The following is a 17,599-nucleotide window of genomic DNA, read 5'->3' on the forward strand; positions in this document are numbered from 1 at the left end:
GTGCGCCGCACGCCGGAGACAAGCCAGCCCGGCGGTGAGCGCATCACCGGCCGGGCTTTTTCATGGCCTGTCCTACCCTTGCGGAATGCGCAGGGCAGGGCGGTGACCGGGCGGCGTCAGGCCGCGACCACCACGCCCACGGGGCGCTGGCGACGGAAGCCCAGCACGCCCGCGCCGGCGGCGACCAGGGCGCCGATCAGCAGCAGCACCAGGGTGCCCCAGGAGCCGCGCGCCACGTTCTTCGCGGCTTCCGCACCGGCCTCCCGGGCCTTCTGCTCGGCCTGCTGCTTGGCTTCCTCCAGCTTGGCGCGGGCCTGGTTGTAGGTCTGCTCGTAGTTGCTGGCGATCTGCTCGGCCTCGGCGCGGGACTTGCCCGTGCGCGCCACGATGATGTTCACCAGTGCTTCCTTGTCGGCGGCGTTCAGCACCCGCTCGCCGCGCTGCATCACGCTGGCCAGCCAGCTCTTCGCGTCCACGTCGGCGGTCTGCGGGGCCTGCGCCGCGCTGCTGGCGCTGGCCTGGGCCTGGCTGGCGGCGGCCTGGGCCTCGCCCTTCAGGTTTTCGGGCTGCAGTTCCGGCTTGCCGCTCTGGCGCAGCAGCTTTTCGAGTTCAGCCTGCAGGCTGCCCGCATCCAGCGAGATGCCGGCCTGGTCGAGCTGGCGCTGGACCACGTTGCCCAGCGCCGGAGCCGCCGCGGAAACCCCCGCGCCGGCCACGGCGCCCACCGTGGTCAGTCCGGTTTTCGCTGCGCCACCCGCTGCGTTGAGGGCCGTGCCCGTGGCGCTGACGACCAGGTACACGGTCACCAGCGTCGTCATGCCCCAGGCCAGCAGGCCATGCAGGGCGCCGGAGCGGCGCGCGAAATAGCCCGCCACGAAGCCGCCGACGGCGATGGCCAGCAGCGTCGTCACGCCGGCCCAGATCCCGGCGCCCACGCCGAAGCCGCTGAAGGGATTGCGGTCGCCCAGGGGGTCGATCGCGGAGGCTCCGATGGCCGTGCCGAGCACGGAGAGCACGAGATAGACGATCAGCGACAGGACGAGACCGGCGAAGATGGCGCCCCAGGAAACGGTGGACGCCCCGAGGCGCTCCTCGTGGATGACGGCGGTGGTATGGACGGACATGGCAGCTCCTCAGGTAGGTATCCACGGCGCTGGGCACCGTGGTGATGGTGACTCGGCGGCCACGCTGTCACCGTGTCGCACCGTGATCCGCGGCCTTTGCCCCGGATGCTGTCGAGCTTAGGAAGTGCCTGTAAGCATTCACGTCTCCCGATACACCGTGCAACGGTAGGACGGCACCGTATGGAAGAGCTGTCTTCCGGGTACATGGGTTGCAGCGCGGGCGTGGTGCCGTTCCGTTTTCCGGCATGCCCGGGCGCCGCAGTCTTGCTACATTGGGCCCATGTCCCGCGGCTCCCGCCTCCTGCGCCCGGCGCGTCCCCCTGGCCCCCGTGCATGCGGCGGGGAGGGCGCGGCCGTGGCCGCCCGGGCCGCGCAACGCTGACGCACCGCCTGGTCCCGTATGGCGACGCACCCCGCCCCGCTGTCCAGCAGCCTGCAGACCTTCGGCGACATCAGCCGCTGGCTGCGCGAGAGCGTGGCGGACGAGGACTCCCAGCAGTTCCGGGAGGCCGTGACGGCGCTGTCGGCGCGGGTCGAGGCGGCCGTGCAGATCCGCCGAGCCCGGCAGGTCGATCCGCAGGCCGTGCTGGAGTGCGCAGGCCAGTTGCTGGACGAGGCGCGCGCGCACCAGCTGTTCCTCTCGGGCCTCGGGTCCGCATGGCATGCCCTGTACGAGTTCGGGGCCTATGAAAGCGCGCTGCGCCAGCTGATCCGGGCCACGGCGGCCTGGCAGGAGGCCCTGCAGCGGCGCAGCCGCAACGAGGCGCAGCGCTTCCACGCGTTCGAGGGGGATGCCTGGAGGGCGCTGGGCGAGGCCGTGCTCGCGATCGACCTGTACCAGCAGGGCGGCGTGGGCCCGAGCGACATGCACGAGCTGCTCGCCAGCAGCCCCATGGCCCCGCCTGCCCACGGCTGGTGGTCGCGCCTCGGGGCCTGGGTGGGCCGCCGGCGCGGCACGGCGCGCTGACCGGGGCCGTGCGGCTGCCGCCGATGCGTGTCGCCGTTGCGCAACGTGGCGCGCTGCCGTGCCGCGCCGGGAAAAAGAGTGCTACATTGGCAGATATGCCGATTCGCAGCGCGTTTTACTTTTGGTCCTTTTGGTTCTCTGTCCCTGGCGGATGAGAGGTTAGCGCGCAGCCACCCCTGAAAGCACCTACCCCTGAAGACCGCCGAAGCTGAAAAGCCCGGCGGTTTTTTGTTTTTCCCGTCCCACTTTTCGAACCACCTCACGAGGAAGCAGCCATGACGGCCCCTGTCCAATCCGCACCCTCTTCCAGCGATGCCTGGTACCGCCACGTCGAGAAAACCAGCGAAACCGACGACGAACGTATCAAGGACATCACCGTGCTGCCCCCTCCCGAACACCTGATCCGCTTCTTCCCCATCCGGGGTACCGCGATCGAGACCCTCATCTCCCGCACGCGGCACCGCATCCAGGACATCATGGCCCGCCGCGACGACCGCCTGCTGGTCGTGATCGGCCCGTGCTCCATCCACGATCCTGCCGCCGCCCTCGAATACGCGCGCCGCCTGCAGTCCGTGCGCGCCCAGTACGCCGACACGCTGGAGATCGTGATGCGCGTCTATTTCGAGAAGCCTCGCACCACGGTGGGATGGAAGGGCCTCATCAACGATCCCTACCTCGACGAAAGCTACCGCATCGACGAGGGCCTGCGCATCGCGCGCCAGCTGCTCATCGACATCAACCGCCTGGGCGTGCCGGCCGGCAGCGAATTCCTCGACGTGATCTCCCCGCAATACATCGGCGACCTCATCAGCTGGGGCGCGATCGGCGCGCGCACCACCGAGAGCCAGGTGCACCGCGAGCTGGCATCCGGCCTGTCGGCGCCCATCGGCTTCAAGAACGGCACGGATGGCAACATCCGCATCGCCACGGACGCCATCCAGTCCGCGAGCCGTGGCCACCATTTCCTGTCCGTGCACAAGAACGGGCAGGTCGCCATCGTCAACACGCAGGGCAACCGCGACTGCCACGTCATCCTGCGCGGCGGCAAGACCCCCAACTACGACGCCGACAGCGTGGCCGCCGCCTGCAAGGACCTGGAAGCCGCCAAGCTGCCGCCGACCCTCATGGTCGATTGCAGCCATGCCAACAGCAGCAAGCAGCACGAGCGCCAGCGCGACGTGGCACGCGACATCGCCGGCCAGATCGCCGGCGGCTCCCACAGCATCTTCGGCGTGATGGTCGAGAGCCACCTCGTGGCCGGCGCCCAGAAGTTCACGCCGGGCAAGGACGATGCCTGCGCGCTGGAATACGGCAAGAGCATCACCGACGCCTGCCTGGGATGGGAGGATTCCCTGGGCACGCTGCAGGAGCTGTCGGACGCCGTAAAAGCCCGCCGCGCCGCCCTCGCCCTGGCGGCCTGACCTGCCCCCCGGCCGGTCTGCACGACCCCCGGGTTTACCGGGAGGCCGCGGCGGTTGCGGACGGGGGAGGCCGCCGTGTAAGCTTTTCGGCATCCCCCTTACCGGCACAAAGGCTTTTCCCATGCGCAGCGAAGTCACCGTCCTCCTCGGGCCCGGCCAGGAATTCCGCTTCGACCTCGAAGGCGAGGCGCCCATGGCCAACGAGATCGCGCGCCGCTGGCTCGACGAGGAATTCGTCCGCCTGGAATGCGAGCCGCTGCGCGCCAGCGGCAAGGTGCTCACGGCCGACAAGGTGCTGGTCGTCGCCCAGGCCGCGGGCCCGGCCCTGCTGGCGCAGGAGTGGGGGCGGCGGTTCGCCGCGGCGGCGTCCGCGGCGCTGGCCCGGCCGGTGGTGCGCGTCGACCTGCCGGCGATGGCGATCAGCTACTGAGCGGCGCGCTCCGCCAGGGCGCCGAGCAGCCGGGCGTGGATGCCGCCGAAGCTGCCGTTGCTCATGCACACCACGTGGTCGCCGGGCCGTGCCGCCGCGGTGATCCGCTCCACCAGCGTGGCGATGTCACCCGCCGTGCAGGCCCTGCTCCCCAGCGGGGCGAGCGCCTCGGCGGCATCCCAGTCCAGCCCCGCCGTGTGGCAGAAGGCGAGGTCCGCGGCTTCCAGCGCCCAGGGCAACTGCGACTTCATCGTGCCGAGCTTCATCGTGTTGCTGCGGGGCTCGAAGGCCGCAAGGATGCGTGCATCCGGCCCGACACGGCGGCGCAGCCCGTCCAGCGTGGTGCGCAGCGCCGTGGGATGGTGGGCGAAATCGTCATATACCGCGACGCCGCCGGCCGTGCCGCGCAACTCCATGCGCCGCTTGACGTTGCGGAATCTCCCCAGCGCTGCCGCGGCCTCGGCGGGCGCCACGCCCACATGGTCCGCGGCCGCGATCGCCGCCAGCGCGTTGAGCTGGTTGTGCACGCCGCTCAACTCCCACTCCACGCGCCCGACGGCCTGGCCGCCGCGCAGCACGTCGAAGGCTTGCGGCTCGCCGCGCGCCGTGAAATCGCTCACCGCCGCGCCGAAGCTGGCCACGCCGCTCCAGCAGCCCTGGTGCAGCACCCGTGCCAGGCTTTCCTCCAGCCCGTTGAACACCACCCGGCCCGAAGGCGGCACCGTGCGCACGAGGTGGTGGAACTGCCGCTCGATCGCGGCCAGGTCGTCGAAGATGTCCGCGTGGTCGAACTCGAGGTTGTTCAGCACCGCGGTGCGCGGGCGGTAGTGGACGAACTTGCTGCGCTTGTCGAAGAAGGCCGTGTCGTATTCGTCGGCCTCGATCACGAAGAGCGGCGCGCCGCCGGCAGGGCCGTCCTGCGCGACCGGCCGCTGCGCCGCGCCCAGCCGGGCGGAGACACCGAAATCCAGCGGAACGCCGCCCACCAGGAAGCCGGGCTGCAGGCCCGCGCACTCGAGGATCCAGGCGAGCATGGACGTGGTCGTGGTCTTGCCGTGCGTGCCCGCCACCGCGAGCACGTGGCGCCCCTGCAGCACGTGCTCGGCCAGCCACTGCGGGCCGCTCGTGTACGGCGCGCCCGCGTCCAGGATGGCTTCCATCAGCGGGAACTTGGGGCTGCCGTCGGGAAGCCGCGCGCGGCTCACCACGTTGCCCACCACGAACATGTCGGGCGCCAGGTCCAGCTGCTCGGCGCCGTAGCCTTCGATCAACTCGATGCCCAGCGCGCGCAACTGGTCGCTCATCGGCGGATACACCCCGGCATCGCAGCCCGTGACCTTGTGGCCCGCCTCCCGCGCCAGCGCGGCCAGGCCTCCCATGAACGTTCCGCAAATGCCCAGAATGTGAATATGCATGGGCGCCGATTCTAAGGTTCGGCCCCCATGCTCCGGCGGGTGGGGTATCGATGCTATGTATTCGATAGCGTTTGGCTGGCGCTAAGAGGACTCCGCGGCAAGACCCCGCGCCAGGCGGGCGCATTGGGCCCCCGGCGTCGCCCCACCGGGCCACAATGCGGGTATTCCCTCCCGACCGAGACGCCGCCATGTCCAACGCCCTCGCCACCGAGATCGCCAATGCCGCAGCCCGCTTCGTCGTCGAGGAGGGGCTCGAGTGGGGTCCGGCCAAGCGCCGGGCCGTCCGGCAACTGGGCCTGCCCGCCCGCACCGCGCTGCCCGACAACGACCTGGTGGAAAACGCCGTGCGCGAGTACATCGGCCTTTTCTGCGCGGACACCCAGCCTGCCGAGCTGCGTGCGCTGCGCGAGCTGGCCCTGGTCTGGATGGAGCGCATGGCGGAGTTCCGCCCGCACCTCGGCGGGGCTGTCTGGTACGGCACGGCCACCCGGCTCTCGGACATCTACCTGCAGCTCTTCTGCGACGACTGCAAGTCCGCCGAGATCGCGCTCATCGACCACCATGTGGATTACGAACCCCGCACGGTCACCGGCTTCCACGGCGAGTCGGTGGAGGCGCTCAGCCTCTCCAGCCATGCCCCCGGCCTGGGCGAGACCGTCGGCGTGCACCTGCTTGTCTATGATCTGGACGACCTGCGCGGCGCACTGCGCCCCGATGCGCGCGGGCGAGTGCCCCGGGGCGACACCCGGGCCGTGCGCAAGCTGCTGGACAACGAGGACACCCCCGAATGACCGATTCCACCCCGGCGGCCGGAGCCGCCACCTCCGACGCCGCCCCTGCAAGCCCGCCGCGGCGCCGTGCCCTGTACGCCGCTGCTGCAGCCGTGGCCGCAGCGGGCGGTGCAGGCCTGGCGTGGTGGCGCTTCCAGCCGCATGCCACCGTCTCTGGGGCCGAGGCCGCGCTCTGGGGCATGCGCTTCGACGCGCCCCAGCCCGGAAGTCCGGCCCTGGACATGCAGGCCTTCCGCGGCCGGCCGCTGCTGGTGAACTTCTGGGCAACGTGGTGCCCGCCCTGCGTGGAAGAGCTGCCCATGCTCAATACCTTCTACCGCACGCAGCAGGGCAGGGGCTGGCAGGTGGTGGGCCTCGCGATCGACCAGCCCTCGTCGGTGCGGCAGTTCCTGGCCCGCGTGCCGGTGGACTTTCCCATCGGGCTGGCGGGGCTGCAGGGCACGGACCTGGGCCGCAGCCTCGGCAACCTGGCCGGCGGACTTCCGTTCACCGTCCTGTTGGGCGCAGATGGGACCATCATGCACCGTAAAATGGGCCAGATCACGGCCGATGACCTCCGCCAGTGGTCCGCGTTGGGGTGATTTCAGTGCAACCCATTCGTAGATGATGGAATTTGCGCTCGGATAGGGGTCGAAAGGGTCAAATTGGGGTAAATTCGCGCCCTATTTCGTTTTAGGCGTTGGAGTCCCCATGGATTTGCGAAAACTCAAGACCTTGATTGACCTCGTGTCCGAGTCGAACGTTTCGGAGCTCGAGATTACCGAGGCGGAAGGCAAGGTCCGCATCGTCAAGAGCGGCGGCGCGGTCGTCCAGCAATTCGTGGCGGCACCGGCTCCGGCCCCCGTGGCGCCCGCTCCGGCCGCTGCCGCACCGGCGCCCGTCGCCGAACTGCCGGCACCGTCCGCCCCCGCCGGCCACATCGTCAAGTCGCCCATGGTGGGTACGTTCTACCGCGCTTCCAGCCCCGGTGCCAAGGCATTCGTCGAAGTGGGCAGCCAGGTCAAGGAAGGCGACACCATCTGCATCATCGAGGCGATGAAGATCCTCAACGAGATCGAGGCCGACAAGTCCGGCACGGTCACGCGCATCCTCGGCGAGAACGGCCAGGCGGTGGAGTACGGGCAGCCGCTGTTCGTCATCGAGTAAGCCTCGCTGCGCCACCGTAGTCCTGCAGCGAACCAGGAAATTCGTGTTCAAAAAGATCCTTGTCGCCAATCGCGGCGTACTTGCCGCAGGCAAGGCGAAGCAAAGCGCCCTGGCACGCGCCAGCGTGCGGCGATGAGCCGCGAGAGAGCCTATGTTTAAAAAGATCCTTGTCGCCAATCGCGGCGAAATCGCCCTGCGCATCCAGCGCGCCTGCCATGAGCTGGGCGTGAAGGCCGTCATGGTGTATTCCGAGGCCGATCGCGACGCCAAGTACGTCAAGCTGGCCGAAGAGGCCGTGTGCATCGGCCCCGCGCCCTCGCCGCTGTCCTATCTCAACATGCCGGCGATCATCTCGGCCGCCGAGGTGACCGACGCCGAGGCGATCCACCCGGGCTATGGTTTCCTGTCCGAGAACGCCGACTTCGCCGAGCGCGTGGAAAAGAGCGGCTTCCAGTTCATCGGCCCCACGCCCGAGTCCATCCGCACGATGGGCGACAAGGTGTCTGCCAAGCAGGCCATGATCCGCGCGGGCGTGCCCTGCGTGCCGGGCTCGGACGGCGAACTGCCCGACGATCCGGTGCAGATCCGCCGCATCGCCCGCACCGTCGGCTACCCCGTCATCATCAAGGCGGCGGGCGGCGGTGGCGGTCGCGGCATGCGCGTGGTGCACACCGAGGCCGCCCTGGTGAATGCCGTGCAGATGACCAAGGCCGAGGCGCAGGCCGCGTTCGGCAACCCGGCCGTGTACATGGAGAAGTTCCTCCAGAACCCGCGCCACATCGAGATCCAGATCCTGGCGGACAAGCACCGCAATGCGGTCTACCTGGGCGAGCGCGACTGCTCCATGCAGCGCCGCCACCAGAAGGTGATCGAGGAAGCGCCGGCCCCCGGCATTCCGCGCAAGCTCATCGAGAAGATCGGCGAGCGCTGCGTGGCCGCGTGCAAGAAGATCGGCTACCGCGGCGCGGGCACGTTCGAGTTCCTCTACGAGAACGGCGAGTTCTACTTCATCGAGATGAACACGCGCGTGCAGGTCGAGCACCCGGTGACCGAGTGGATCACGGGCGTGGATATCGTGAAGACGCAGATCATGGTCGCCGCGGGCGAGAAGCTGCCCTTCACCCAGCGCCAGGTCGAGATCCGCGGCCACGCCATCGAATGCCGCGTGAACGCCGAAGACGCCTACAAGTTCACCCCGTCGCCCGGCCGCATCACCATGTGGCACGCGCCGGGCGGCCCGGGGGTGCGCGTGGATTCGCACGCCTACACCAACTACTACGTGCCGCCCAACTACGACTCCATGATCGGCAAGATCATCGTGCACGGCGACACGCGCGAGCAGGCCCTGGCCCGCATGCGCACGGCCCTGTCCGAGACGGTGATCGAGGGTATCCACACCAACATCCCGCTGCACCGCGAGCTGATGGTGGATGCCAAGTTCGTCGCCGGGGGCACGAACATCCATTACCTCGAAGAGTGGCTGGGCGCGCACAAGCGCTGACCGGCACCGGCCCGACGCCGGTCACTGGCATGCTGGCCGCCCGGAAACGGGGGCCAGCATTGTCGTTTCTGCAGGAGATTGACATCCATGTTTGAGCTGAGCCTGTTGTGCCCCGAAGGGCGGATCGAAGCCGTGGGCGAAGCCCTCGAAGCCCTGGATGCCCTGAGCGTGTCGGTCGAGGACGCCGATGCGCAGACCGAGGCGGAGCAGGCGCTCTTCGGCGAGCCCGGGATGCCGCCGCCCCGCGACGGCTGGCAGCGCAGCCGGGTGGTGGCGCTGTTTCCCACGCAGGAGGCGGCCGGCGAGGCACGCGCGCTGCTGGAGGTGCAGGACTTCTTCGACGGCTGCCGCGTCCTGGGCCTGGCCGAGGTGCCCGACCAGGACTGGGTGCGCCTGACCCAGTCGCAGTTCGCCCCGGTGGAGATCACGCCCGAGTTCTGGATCGTGCCCACCTGGCACGAGCTGCCCGCGCAGGCGACGCGCCACATCCGGCTGGATCCGGGCCTGGCCTTCGGCACCGGAACGCACCCGACCACGCGCATGTGCCTGCGCTGGATCGCCCGGCACGGCGGTGGCTTCGGCCGGGTGCTGGACTACGGCTGCGGCTCGGGCATCCTCGCGATCGGGGCCGCCAAGTTCGGCGCCACCGACATCGACGCCGTGGACATCGATCCCGCCGCCGTGGAATCGACGCGGCTCAATGCCGAAGCCAACGGCGTGGTCCTGAAGGCCGGCCTGCCCGAGGCCGCGCAGGGCCGCTACGGCACGGTGCTGGCGAACATCCTCGCGACGCCGCTCAAGGTGCTGGCGCCGCTGCTGTGCGCCCACGTCGATGCGGGAGGGCACCTGGTGCTCGCTGGCATCCTGGAGCGCCAGGCCGAGGAACTGCGCGAGGCCTATGCCCCCTGGCTCCCGCTGCAGGTGAGCGATGCCGAGGACGGCTGGATCCTGATGACCGCTGCACGCTGAGGCGACGGCCCCCGGCAGGGCGGCGCAGGGCGCCCCCTACAATTCCGAGTCGATGAGCCAGATCACCCGCTGCCCCGCCTGTGGCACGACCTTCAAGGTCGTCGCGGACCAGTTGCGCATTTCCGAAGGCTGGGTCCGGTGCGGGCAGTGCAAGGAGGTGTTCGACGCCTCCGCGAATCTGCTGCCGGTGCCGGCGCGGCCTGCGGAGCTGTTGCCGCCCATGGCGTTGCCGGGGAGCGCGCCCGCGCCTGTTCCGGCGCCTGCCGTGCCGGCGACTGCTCCGGTGTCCGTCCCGGCCGTTCCGGTGGCCCAGGTGCAGCAGGCCCCGGCCCCGCATCCTGCGGGGCAGGATGCCGTGCCCGGATCGGCGCCGGCCGCCGTGCCGGCCTTCCTGTCGGCACGGGCTGCCTCTCCGGAGGCGCATGGCGTGGATCCCGGCTGGAGCCTCGAGCCGCTGTCGCCCATGGCATGGCGCGTGCGCGCACCTGCCGCAGCACCGCGGCCGGATCCCGCGCCGGCCCAGGTGCCGCCACCTTCTGCGCCGAGCGCCGCTGGCGAGGAGGCCGCCGGGAAAGCCGGTCCTGCCGATGCCATTCCCCCCCGTCCTCCGGGCGCCTCGCCCGCGCCGCAGGATTCCGACTCGGGCGGCTACGAACTGCCTTTCGCGGAGCTGCGCGAGTCCGGATGGCCCGACGATGAGGCACTGGACGCGCAAGACTCGCTGTCGCCGCATGGTGGCATGCCCCTGCCCGGGCGCATGGAGGCCGACTCCGAGCCCGCCCCCGTTGCACAGGACGAGGATGAACCACTGCTGGACGATGCAGCGGAGCAGGCCGTCGCCCGGGAGCTGGCGCACGAGGGCATCGATACGGACACCGACCCGGTGGACATCGCCACCCAGGCGATGCCGCTGCCCGAGCCCGCGGTGCCGGCCGTGGCGCCACGGTCCCCGCCCTCGGTATGGCGCTCCGCGCGTGCGCCGGTGCCCGGCCGGGGCGCGGAGGGCGGCGACGATGACGATCCGGACGAGGAGGGCGCGCAGGCTTCCGGCGAGCCGGGATTCATGCGCGCGGCGCGGCGCAGGGCGTGGTGGCGCAGGCCGGCGGTGCGCATCGCGCTGGGCCTGGCCGGCGTGCTGCTGCTGGGGGTGCTGCTGCTGCAGGTCGGCCTGCAGGAGCGGGACCGGCTGGCTGCGCAGCATCCCGCGCTGCGTCCCCTGCTGCAGGTGCTGTGCGCTCCGCTGCAGTGCCGCATCGCCCCGCCCCGGCGCATCGCCGACGTGGTCATCGACAGCTCCTCCTTCAACAAGGCGCGCGGGGACGGTTTCCTGCTCGCGCTCACCATCCGCAGCCGCGCGGATTTCCCCGTGGCCATGCCTGCGCTGGAGCTGACGCTCACCGACGCGCAGGAGCAGCCCGTCCTGCGGCGCGTGCTGCTGCCGCAGGATCTCTCGGCCCCCGCGGAACTGCCCGCCCACGGCGAGTGGGGCGGCGCATGGCCGGTGAACGTGGGCGCGGCCGGCAATGCTCGCGTGGCGGGTTACCGGCTGCTGGCCTTCTATCCATGAGGCCTGCACCCTGCGTCCGTCCGCATGGCTGCGCGGTGTTCGCGCTTCCTTGCGTTTCCGTTTCTTTGACCTTCCCTCCCTATCGACAGGATTTCCATGGCTGCCCTGATTTGCGGTTCCCTGGCCTTTGACACCATCATGACCTTCGAGGGTCGCTTCGCCGAGCAGATCCTGCCCGACCAGCTGCACATCCTCAACGTGTCGTTCCTCGTGCCGTCGCTGAGGCGGGATTTCGGCGGCTGCGCGGGCAACATCGCCTACAGCCTCCAGCTGCTGGGCGGCCGCCCCGTGCCCATGGCGATGCTGGGCAGCGACGGCGGCGACTACCTGCAGCGCCTGCAGGACCTCGGCATCGATACGCGCCATGTGGGCCGGGTGGACGAGACCTATACCGCGCAGGCGCTCATCATGACCGACCGCGACAACAACCAGATCACGGCCTTCCACCCGGGCGCGATGATGCTCGCGCACCGCTCGCGCATCACCGCCGAGCCCGACCTGCGCCTGGGCATCATCGCCCCGGACGGCCGCGATGCCATGATCGAGCATGCCGCGCAGTTCGAGGCCGCGGGCATCCCGTTCGTGTTCGACCCGGGCCAGGGCCTGCCGATGTTCGGCGGCGAGGAACTCGCGCGCTTCATCGGCCAGGCGAGCTGGGTGACCGTGAACGACTACGAAGGTCGCATGCTGTGCGAGCGCACGGGCTGGAGCTTCGCGGAGATTTCGCGCAAGGTGCGCGGCCTCGTGGTCACCCTGGGCGCGGACGGCTGCGACGTCTGGGAAGACGGGGTGGCCACGCGCGTGCCGCCGGTGCAGCCGGCCAGCGTGGTGGACCCCACGGGCTGCGGCGACGCATGGCGTGGCGCGCTGCTCTTCGGCCTGGAGCAGGGCTGGCCGCTTGCACGCTGCGCGGCGCTGGGCAACCGCCTGGGGGCGCTGAAGATCGCGCAGCGTGGCCCGCAGAATTACCAGCTCGATTTCGTGCCCGCCTGAGGCCGCGCGGGCAAAAAAAACCCGGTGCATGCACCGGGTGGATCCAGCCCCGCGGGCGGGGCGGCTGGCTGCTGTCGTCGCTCAGGGCTTGGTGCCCGTCGGGAAGGGCCATGCGGCCTGCGGGTTCAGCGTGGTCTGTGCTGCGGGTGCAGGCGCAGGGGCAGAGGCCTTGGAGGCCGCCTTTTTCGGAGCAGCCTTCTTCGGTGCGGCGGCCTTGGTCGTGCCGGTGGCCTTCTTGGCGGGTGCAGCTGTCTTCTTGGTGGAGGCTGCGGCCTTCTTTGCCGGTGCAGCTGCCTTCTTGGCGGGGGCTGCGGCCTTCTTTGCCGGTGCAGCTGCCTTCTTGGCGGGGGCTGCGGCCTTCTTTGCCGGTGCGGCTGCCTTCTTGGCGGGGGCTGCGGCCTTCTTTGCCGGTGCAGCTGCCTTCTTGGCGGGAGCTGCGGCCTTCTTCGCCGGAGCGGCCTTCTTCGTCGTGGCGGCGGCCTTCTTGGCCGATGCCGGTGCGGCGGCGGCCTTCTTCACGGTCGTCGCTGCCTTGGTGGAAGCCGCTTTCTTCGCGGTGGGTGCTGCCTTCTTGGCGGCGGTCGTCTTCTTCGCAGTTGCCATCATTTTCTCCTTGGGTCGATTTGCAAAGAGCGCTCCATGCCTGCATTGGACAGGGAGCGATCCATGGCGATGGAGGCTCTCGGGCACCCACCGCCATGAACGCGGGAACGCCCCGCGCGGCAGGGCCCTTGCGGGCTGCCGGTGCGGGGCGTGGAATGAAAATACATGGCCTGGAATGACGGGATCGACTAATCCCAGGACAGTGCGCCGCCGGACTGGTACTCGATGACGCGCGTCTCGAAGAAGTTGCGTTCCTTCTTCAGGTCGATCATCTCGCTCATCCAGGGGAAGGGGTTCTCTTCGTTGGGGAAGAGCGCCTCCAGGCCGATCTGCGTGGCGCGCCGGTTGGCGATGTAGCGCAGGTAGCCCTTGAACATCGAGGCGTTCATGCCCAGCACGCCGCGGGGCATGGTGTCTTCCGCGTACTGGTACTCCAGCTCGACGGCCTTCATGAACAGGCCCTTGATCTCTTCCTTGAACTCCGCGGTCCAGAGGTGCGGGTTCTCCAGCTTGAGCTGGTTGATCAGGTCGATGCCGAAGTTGCAGTGCATGGACTCGTCGCGCAGGATGTACTGGTACTGCTCGGCGGCGCCGGTCATCTTGTTCTGGCGGCCCAGCGCGAGGATCTGCGTGAAGCCGACGTAGAAGAACAGGCCTTCCATCAGGCAGGCGAACACGATGAGCGACTTCAGCAGGGTCTGGTCGGTCTCGGGCGTGCCGGTCTTGAAGTCGGGGTCCATGATCGCCTCGATGAAGGGGATCAGGAACTCGTCCTTGTTGCGGATCGAATCGACCTCGTTGTAGGCGTTGAAGATCTCGCTCTCGTCCAGGCCGAGCGACTCGACGATGTACTGGTAGGCGTGCGTGTGGATGGCTTCCTCGAAGGCCTGGCGCAGCAGGAACTGGCGGCACTCGGGTGCGGTGATGTGGCGGTACGTGCCCAGCACGATGTTGTTGGCGGCCAGCGAATCGGCGGTCACGAAGAAGCCGAGGTTGCGCTTGACGATGCGGCGCTCGTCCTCGGTCAGGCCGTTCGGGTCCTTCCACAGCGCGATGTCGCGGGTCATGTTGACCTCCTGCGGCATCCAGTGGTTCGCGCAGGTGGCCAGGTACTTTTCCCAGGCCCACTTGTACTTGAAGGGAACGAGCTGGTTGACGTCGGTCTGGCCGTTGATGATGCGCTTGTCGGCGGCATTCACGCGGCGGTGCTGGACGGGCGTCGCGGCAGCGGAAGGCGCGGCCGCGGCGAGCGGCGCGAAGGCGGCCACGGGCTGCAGTGCCGTGCTCTGGAAAGACGCGGGAGGCGCCATGTCGGGACGGTGGCTTTGCAGACCGCCGTCCGGAGTTTTCTGCGATGAGGGCTTGACTTCTTCGTCCCAGTTCAGCATAGGTCTTCCAATGGTCGGATTATGAAAGCAGCGCTGCAAAAATAAAAGCGCCGCAGCGTGGCGCAGCGATGTTTTTGTTGCTTCAGAGCACATGCGAGGAAGGTCCCGCATGGGGACCTTCCTCGCGTCGCATCACATCACTGGCACGCTTCGCAGGTCGGGTCGTCGATGGCGCAGAACTTCACGTCGGTCGCGGGCAGCGCGGCGGCCTGCGATTGCGCTGCGGCGGCCGCCGCATCGAGCGCGCCGGGGCGTGCGGCGCCGTTGCCGGCGGCCTGCATCGCGCCATCGCTGCCCGACGAAACGGCGTTGAGCTGGCGCGTGTTCACGGTGCTCATCTCGACGTGCGTCGCGCTCTGCGTGCGCAGGTAATACGTGGTCTTGAGGCCGCGCACCCAGGCGAGCTTGTAGGTCTCGTCGAGCTTCTTGCCGGAAGCGCCGGCCATGTAGATGTTCAGGCTCTGCGCCTGGTCGATCCACTTCTGGCGGCGCGATGCGGCTTCGACCAGCCACGTGGGCGCCACTTCGAAGGCCGTGGAATAGAGCGCCTTCACGTCCTGCGGCACGCGGTCGATCGGGTGCAGCGAGCCCTTGAAGTGCTTGAGGTCCATGACCATCACGTCGTCCCACAGGCCCAGGCGCTTGAGGTCGCGCACGAGGTAGCCGTTGATGACGGTGAACTCGCCCGACAGGTTCGACTTGACCGACAGGTTGCCGAAGGACGGCTCGATCGAGGCGTCCACGCCGACGATGTTGGATATGGTGGCCGTGGGCGCGATGGCCACGCAGTTGGAGTTGCGCATGCCGTCGCGGGCGATCTTCTGGCGCAGCGCGTCCCAGTCGAGGGTGGCGGCGCGGTCCACTTCCACGTAGCCGCCGCGGGCCTTCTCCAGCAGGTCGAGCGTGTCGATCGGCAGGATGCCGCGGTCCCACAGCGAGCCGGGGTAGCTGGAGTACTTGCCACGCTCCTGCGCGAGCTCGGTGGAGGCCCAGTAGGCGTAGTAGCAGATCGCTTCCATCGAGCGGTCGGCGAATTCCACCGCGGCCTGCGAGGCGTAGGGAATGCGCAGCTCGTACAGGCTGTCCTGGAAGGCCATCAGGCCCAGGCCCACCGGGCGGTGGCGCATGTTGGAGTTGCGTGCCTTCTCGACCGCGTAGTAGTTGATGTCGATCACGTTGTCGAGCATGCGCATGGCCGTGGAGATGGTCTTGCGCAGCTTGGCGTGGTCGAGCTCCTTGCCGTTCGGGCCGTCCTTGAGGTGGCGCACGAGGTTCACCGAGCCGAGGTTGCACACGGCGGTTTCGGCATCGCTGGTGTTGAGCGTGATCTCGGTGCAGAGGTTGGACGAATGCACCACGCCGGCATGCTGCTGGGGCGAGCGCACGTTGCAGGCGTCCTTGAACGTGATCCAGGGGTGGCCGGTCTCGAACAGCATCGTGAGGATCTTGCGCCACAGGTCGGTGGCCTGCAGGGTGCGCGAGGGCTTGATCTCGCCGCGCGCGGCCTTCTCTTCGTAGGCGACGTACGCCTTTTCGAAGTCGGCGCCGAACAGGTCGTGCAGGTCCGGCACGGAAGAGGGCGAGAACAGCGTCCAGGTGCCCTTTTCCATCACGCGGCGCATGAACAGGTCGGGGATCCAGTTGGCCGTGTTCATGTCGTGCGTGCGGCGGCGGTCGTCGCCGGTGTTCTTGCGCAGCTCCAGGAACTCCTCGATGTCGAGGTGCCAGGTCTCCAGGTAGGTGCAGACGGCGCCCTTGCGCTTGCCGCCCTGGTTCACGGCCACGGCCGTGTCGTTCACCACCTTGAGGAACGGCACCACGCCCTGCGATTCGCCGTTCGTGCCCTTGATGTGCGAGCCGAGCGCACGCACGCGGGTCCAGTCGTTGCCCAGGCCGCCCGCGAACTTGGAGAGCAGGGCGTTTTCCTTGATGGATTCGTAGATGCCGTCGAGGTCGTCGGGCACCGTGGTCAGGTAGCAGGACGAGAGCTGCGAGCGCAGCGTGCCGCTGTTGAAGAGCGTGGGCGTGCTCGACATGAAGTCGAACGACGACAGCACTTCGTAGAACTCGATGGCACGGGCCTCGCGGTCGGGCTCGTTCAGCGCCAGGCCCATGGCCACGCGCATGAAGAAGCACTGGGGCAGCTCGATGCGGGTCTTGCGCACGTGCAGGAAGTAGCGGTCGTACAGGGTCTGCAGGCCCAGGTAGTCGAACTGCTGGTCGCGGCCGGCATCGAGCGCGGCGCCCAGGCGCACCAGGTCGTACTGCAGCAGGCGGGGGTCGAGCAACTCGTTGTCCACGCCCTTCTGGATGAACTGCGGGAAGTAGGCGGCATAGGCCGGGCCCATGTCGGCGGGCACCACGTCCTGGCCCAGCACCTCGCGCACGATGGTGTGCAGCAGCAGGCGGGCGGTGGCGTAGGTGTAGTCGGGGTCCTTCTCAATCAGCGTGCGCGCGGCCAGGATGGAGGCCTTGTACACCTCGTCCATCGGGACGCCGTCATACAGGTTGCGCAGCGTCTCGGCCACGATGGGCGCTGCATGCACGTCTGCGCCCAGGTTGGCGCAGGCGGAATCGATCAGGCCGCGCAGGCGGGCTTCGTCGAGCGGCACGCGCTGGCCGTTGTCGATCACGTGCAGCACCGGCGTGGAGGGCGCGGGCTGGCGGTCGTGCTGCTGGTGCGCGCGCTCCTGGGTGCGGCGCTCGCGGTAGAGCACGTAGGCGCGGGCGACTTCATGGTGGCCGCCGCGCATGAGGCTCAGCTCCACGTTGTCCTGCACGTCCTCGATGTGGAACGTGCCGCCGCCCGGACGCGAGCGCATGAGCGCACGCACCACGGACTGGGTCAGGGTGTCCACCGTCTCGCGCACGCTGGCAGAGGCAGCGCCCTGGGTGCCGTGCACCGCGAGGAAGGCCTTCATCATGGCCACGGCGATCTTCTGCGGCTCGAACGGCACGACCGCGCCGTTGCGGCGGATGATCTGGTAGTGCGAGAGCGGGTGGCCGCCGGCCGCGGGCTCGGTGCCCTGCGCCGTGGGCGTCTGGTCGGGTGCGGTCGTGGCGGATGAAGGGCTCAGCGCAGGCTGCATACAGGAAACCTCGGTGGATGGGGTGGCAGAAAAAGGACGGTGGTGTAGGCGCACACCGCCTGTTGATTGCGTAATGCGAAACGCTATAGGTAGTGGTCACATGACTACCTGGGCACTACATGTAGTGTATCTCTTGAAATTCGATGCGTGTAGCCGAGCGATGTTTCCATGCGTTGGCACGCGGGTGGCGAAGCG

15 protein-coding genes are annotated in these 17,599 nt (G+C 68.9%); 10 read left to right on the plus strand and 5 right to left on the minus strand.

Translation table 11 applies throughout. From position 1 onward, the window contains the following. Positions 1–116: 116 nt before the first annotated feature. A complete protein-coding gene (locus T336_RS0102760; RefSeq protein WP_019702711.1) occupies positions 117–1,124 on the minus strand; it encodes a hypothetical protein in 1,008 nt (335 codons plus the stop codon). Positions 1,125–1,524: 400 nt separating this feature from the next. Between T336_RS0102760 and T336_RS0102765 the strand changes: the two genes are divergently transcribed. The 3 genes from T336_RS0102765 (at position 1,525) to T336_RS0102775 (ending at position 3,942) form a co-directional block, all read left to right on the plus strand. Then, the gene (locus T336_RS0102765; RefSeq protein WP_026431405.1) at positions 1,525–2,091 is read left to right on the plus strand and encodes a hypothetical protein; all 567 of its coding nucleotides are present in this window, start codon (positions 1,525–1,527) and stop codon (positions 2,089–2,091) included. Between the two features lie 275 nt (positions 2,092–2,366). Beyond that, entirely contained in the window at positions 2,367–3,512 is a 1,146-nt protein-coding gene (locus tag T336_RS0102770) for a 3-deoxy-7-phosphoheptulonate synthase (RefSeq protein ID WP_019702709.1), read from the plus strand. 121 nt (positions 3,513–3,633) lie between these two features. After that, positions 3,634–3,942, plus strand: a complete 309-nt coding sequence (locus T336_RS0102775) for a hypothetical protein (RefSeq protein ID WP_013593258.1) — start codon at positions 3,634–3,636, stop codon at positions 3,940–3,942. On the opposite strand, the gene mpl is transcribed toward T336_RS0102775, so the two are convergent. Continuing rightward, positions 3,936–5,357: a UDP-N-acetylmuramate:L-alanyl-gamma-D-glutamyl-meso-diaminopimelate ligase gene (gene mpl / locus T336_RS0102780; protein ID WP_026431406.1), complete on the minus strand. Its 1,422-nt coding sequence runs from the start codon at positions 5,355–5,357 to the stop codon at positions 3,936–3,938. The genes T336_RS0102775 and mpl overlap by 7 nt on opposite strands. Positions 5,358–5,545: 188 nt before the next feature. On the opposite strand from mpl, the gene T336_RS0102785 reads away from it, so the two are divergent. The 7 genes from T336_RS0102785 (at position 5,546) to T336_RS0102815 (ending at position 12,324) form a co-directional block, all read left to right on the plus strand. After that, the gene (locus tag T336_RS0102785; protein ID WP_026431407.1) at positions 5,546–6,148 is read left to right on the plus strand and encodes a hypothetical protein; all 603 of its coding nucleotides are present in this window, start codon (positions 5,546–5,548) and stop codon (positions 6,146–6,148) included. Then, positions 6,145–6,729 carry a TlpA family protein disulfide reductase gene (locus T336_RS0102790; RefSeq protein WP_026431408.1) on the plus strand — a complete coding sequence of 195 codons (585 nt, stop codon included), beginning with the start codon at positions 6,145–6,147 and terminating at the stop codon, positions 6,727–6,729. The genes T336_RS0102785 and T336_RS0102790 overlap by 4 nt, the downstream gene beginning before the upstream one ends. Before the next feature lie 109 nt (positions 6,730–6,838). Further along, entirely contained in the window at positions 6,839–7,294 is a 456-nt protein-coding gene (accB, locus tag T336_RS0102795; RefSeq protein WP_026431409.1) for an acetyl-CoA carboxylase biotin carboxyl carrier protein, read from the plus strand. Positions 7,295–7,445: 151 nt separating this feature from the next. Beyond that, the gene (gene accC, locus T336_RS0102800; protein WP_019702704.1) at positions 7,446–8,795 is read left to right on the plus strand and encodes an acetyl-CoA carboxylase biotin carboxylase subunit; all 1,350 of its coding nucleotides are present in this window, start codon (positions 7,446–7,448) and stop codon (positions 8,793–8,795) included. Positions 8,796–8,882: 87 nt separating this feature from the next. Beyond that, positions 8,883–9,764, plus strand: a complete 882-nt coding sequence (gene prmA / locus T336_RS0102805) for a 50S ribosomal protein L11 methyltransferase (RefSeq protein WP_019702703.1) — start codon at positions 8,883–8,885, stop codon at positions 9,762–9,764. A 52-nt stretch (positions 9,765–9,816) separates the two neighbouring features. Further along, positions 9,817–11,331, plus strand: coding sequence for a DUF3426 domain-containing protein (locus tag T336_RS0102810; RefSeq protein ID WP_026431410.1), 1,515 nt, complete (start codon positions 9,817–9,819; stop codon positions 11,329–11,331). A gap of 96 nt (positions 11,332–11,427) precedes the next feature. Then, a complete protein-coding gene (locus T336_RS0102815) occupies positions 11,428–12,324 on the plus strand; it encodes a carbohydrate kinase family protein (protein WP_013593266.1) in 897 nt (298 codons plus the stop codon). A gap of 81 nt (positions 12,325–12,405) precedes the next feature. Here the strand turns inward: T336_RS0102815 and T336_RS0102820 are convergent, their stop codons facing one another. The 3 genes from T336_RS0102820 to T336_RS0102830 all read right to left on the minus strand — a co-directional run bounded on the left by T336_RS0102820 (position 12,406) and on the right by T336_RS0102830 (position 17,404). After that, a complete protein-coding gene (locus T336_RS0102820; RefSeq protein WP_026431411.1) occupies positions 12,406–12,927 on the minus strand; it encodes a hypothetical protein in 522 nt (173 codons plus the stop codon). A gap of 188 nt (positions 12,928–13,115) precedes the next feature. Further along, on the minus strand, positions 13,116–14,315 hold the full coding sequence (locus T336_RS0102825) for a ribonucleotide-diphosphate reductase subunit beta (RefSeq protein ID WP_026431412.1): 1,200 nt from the start codon (positions 14,313–14,315) through the stop codon (positions 13,116–13,118). 137 nt (positions 14,316–14,452) lie between these two features. Beyond that, a complete protein-coding gene (locus tag T336_RS0102830) occupies positions 14,453–17,404 on the minus strand; it encodes a ribonucleoside-diphosphate reductase subunit alpha (protein ID WP_026431413.1) in 2,952 nt (983 codons plus the stop codon). Between the last annotated feature and the right edge of the window lie 195 nt (positions 17,405–17,599).

The organism is Paracidovorax oryzae ATCC 19882, from assembly GCF_000687165.1.
In the GTDB taxonomy this organism is placed as follows: Bacteria; Pseudomonadota; Gammaproteobacteria; order Burkholderiales; family Burkholderiaceae_C; genus Paracidovorax; species Paracidovorax oryzae.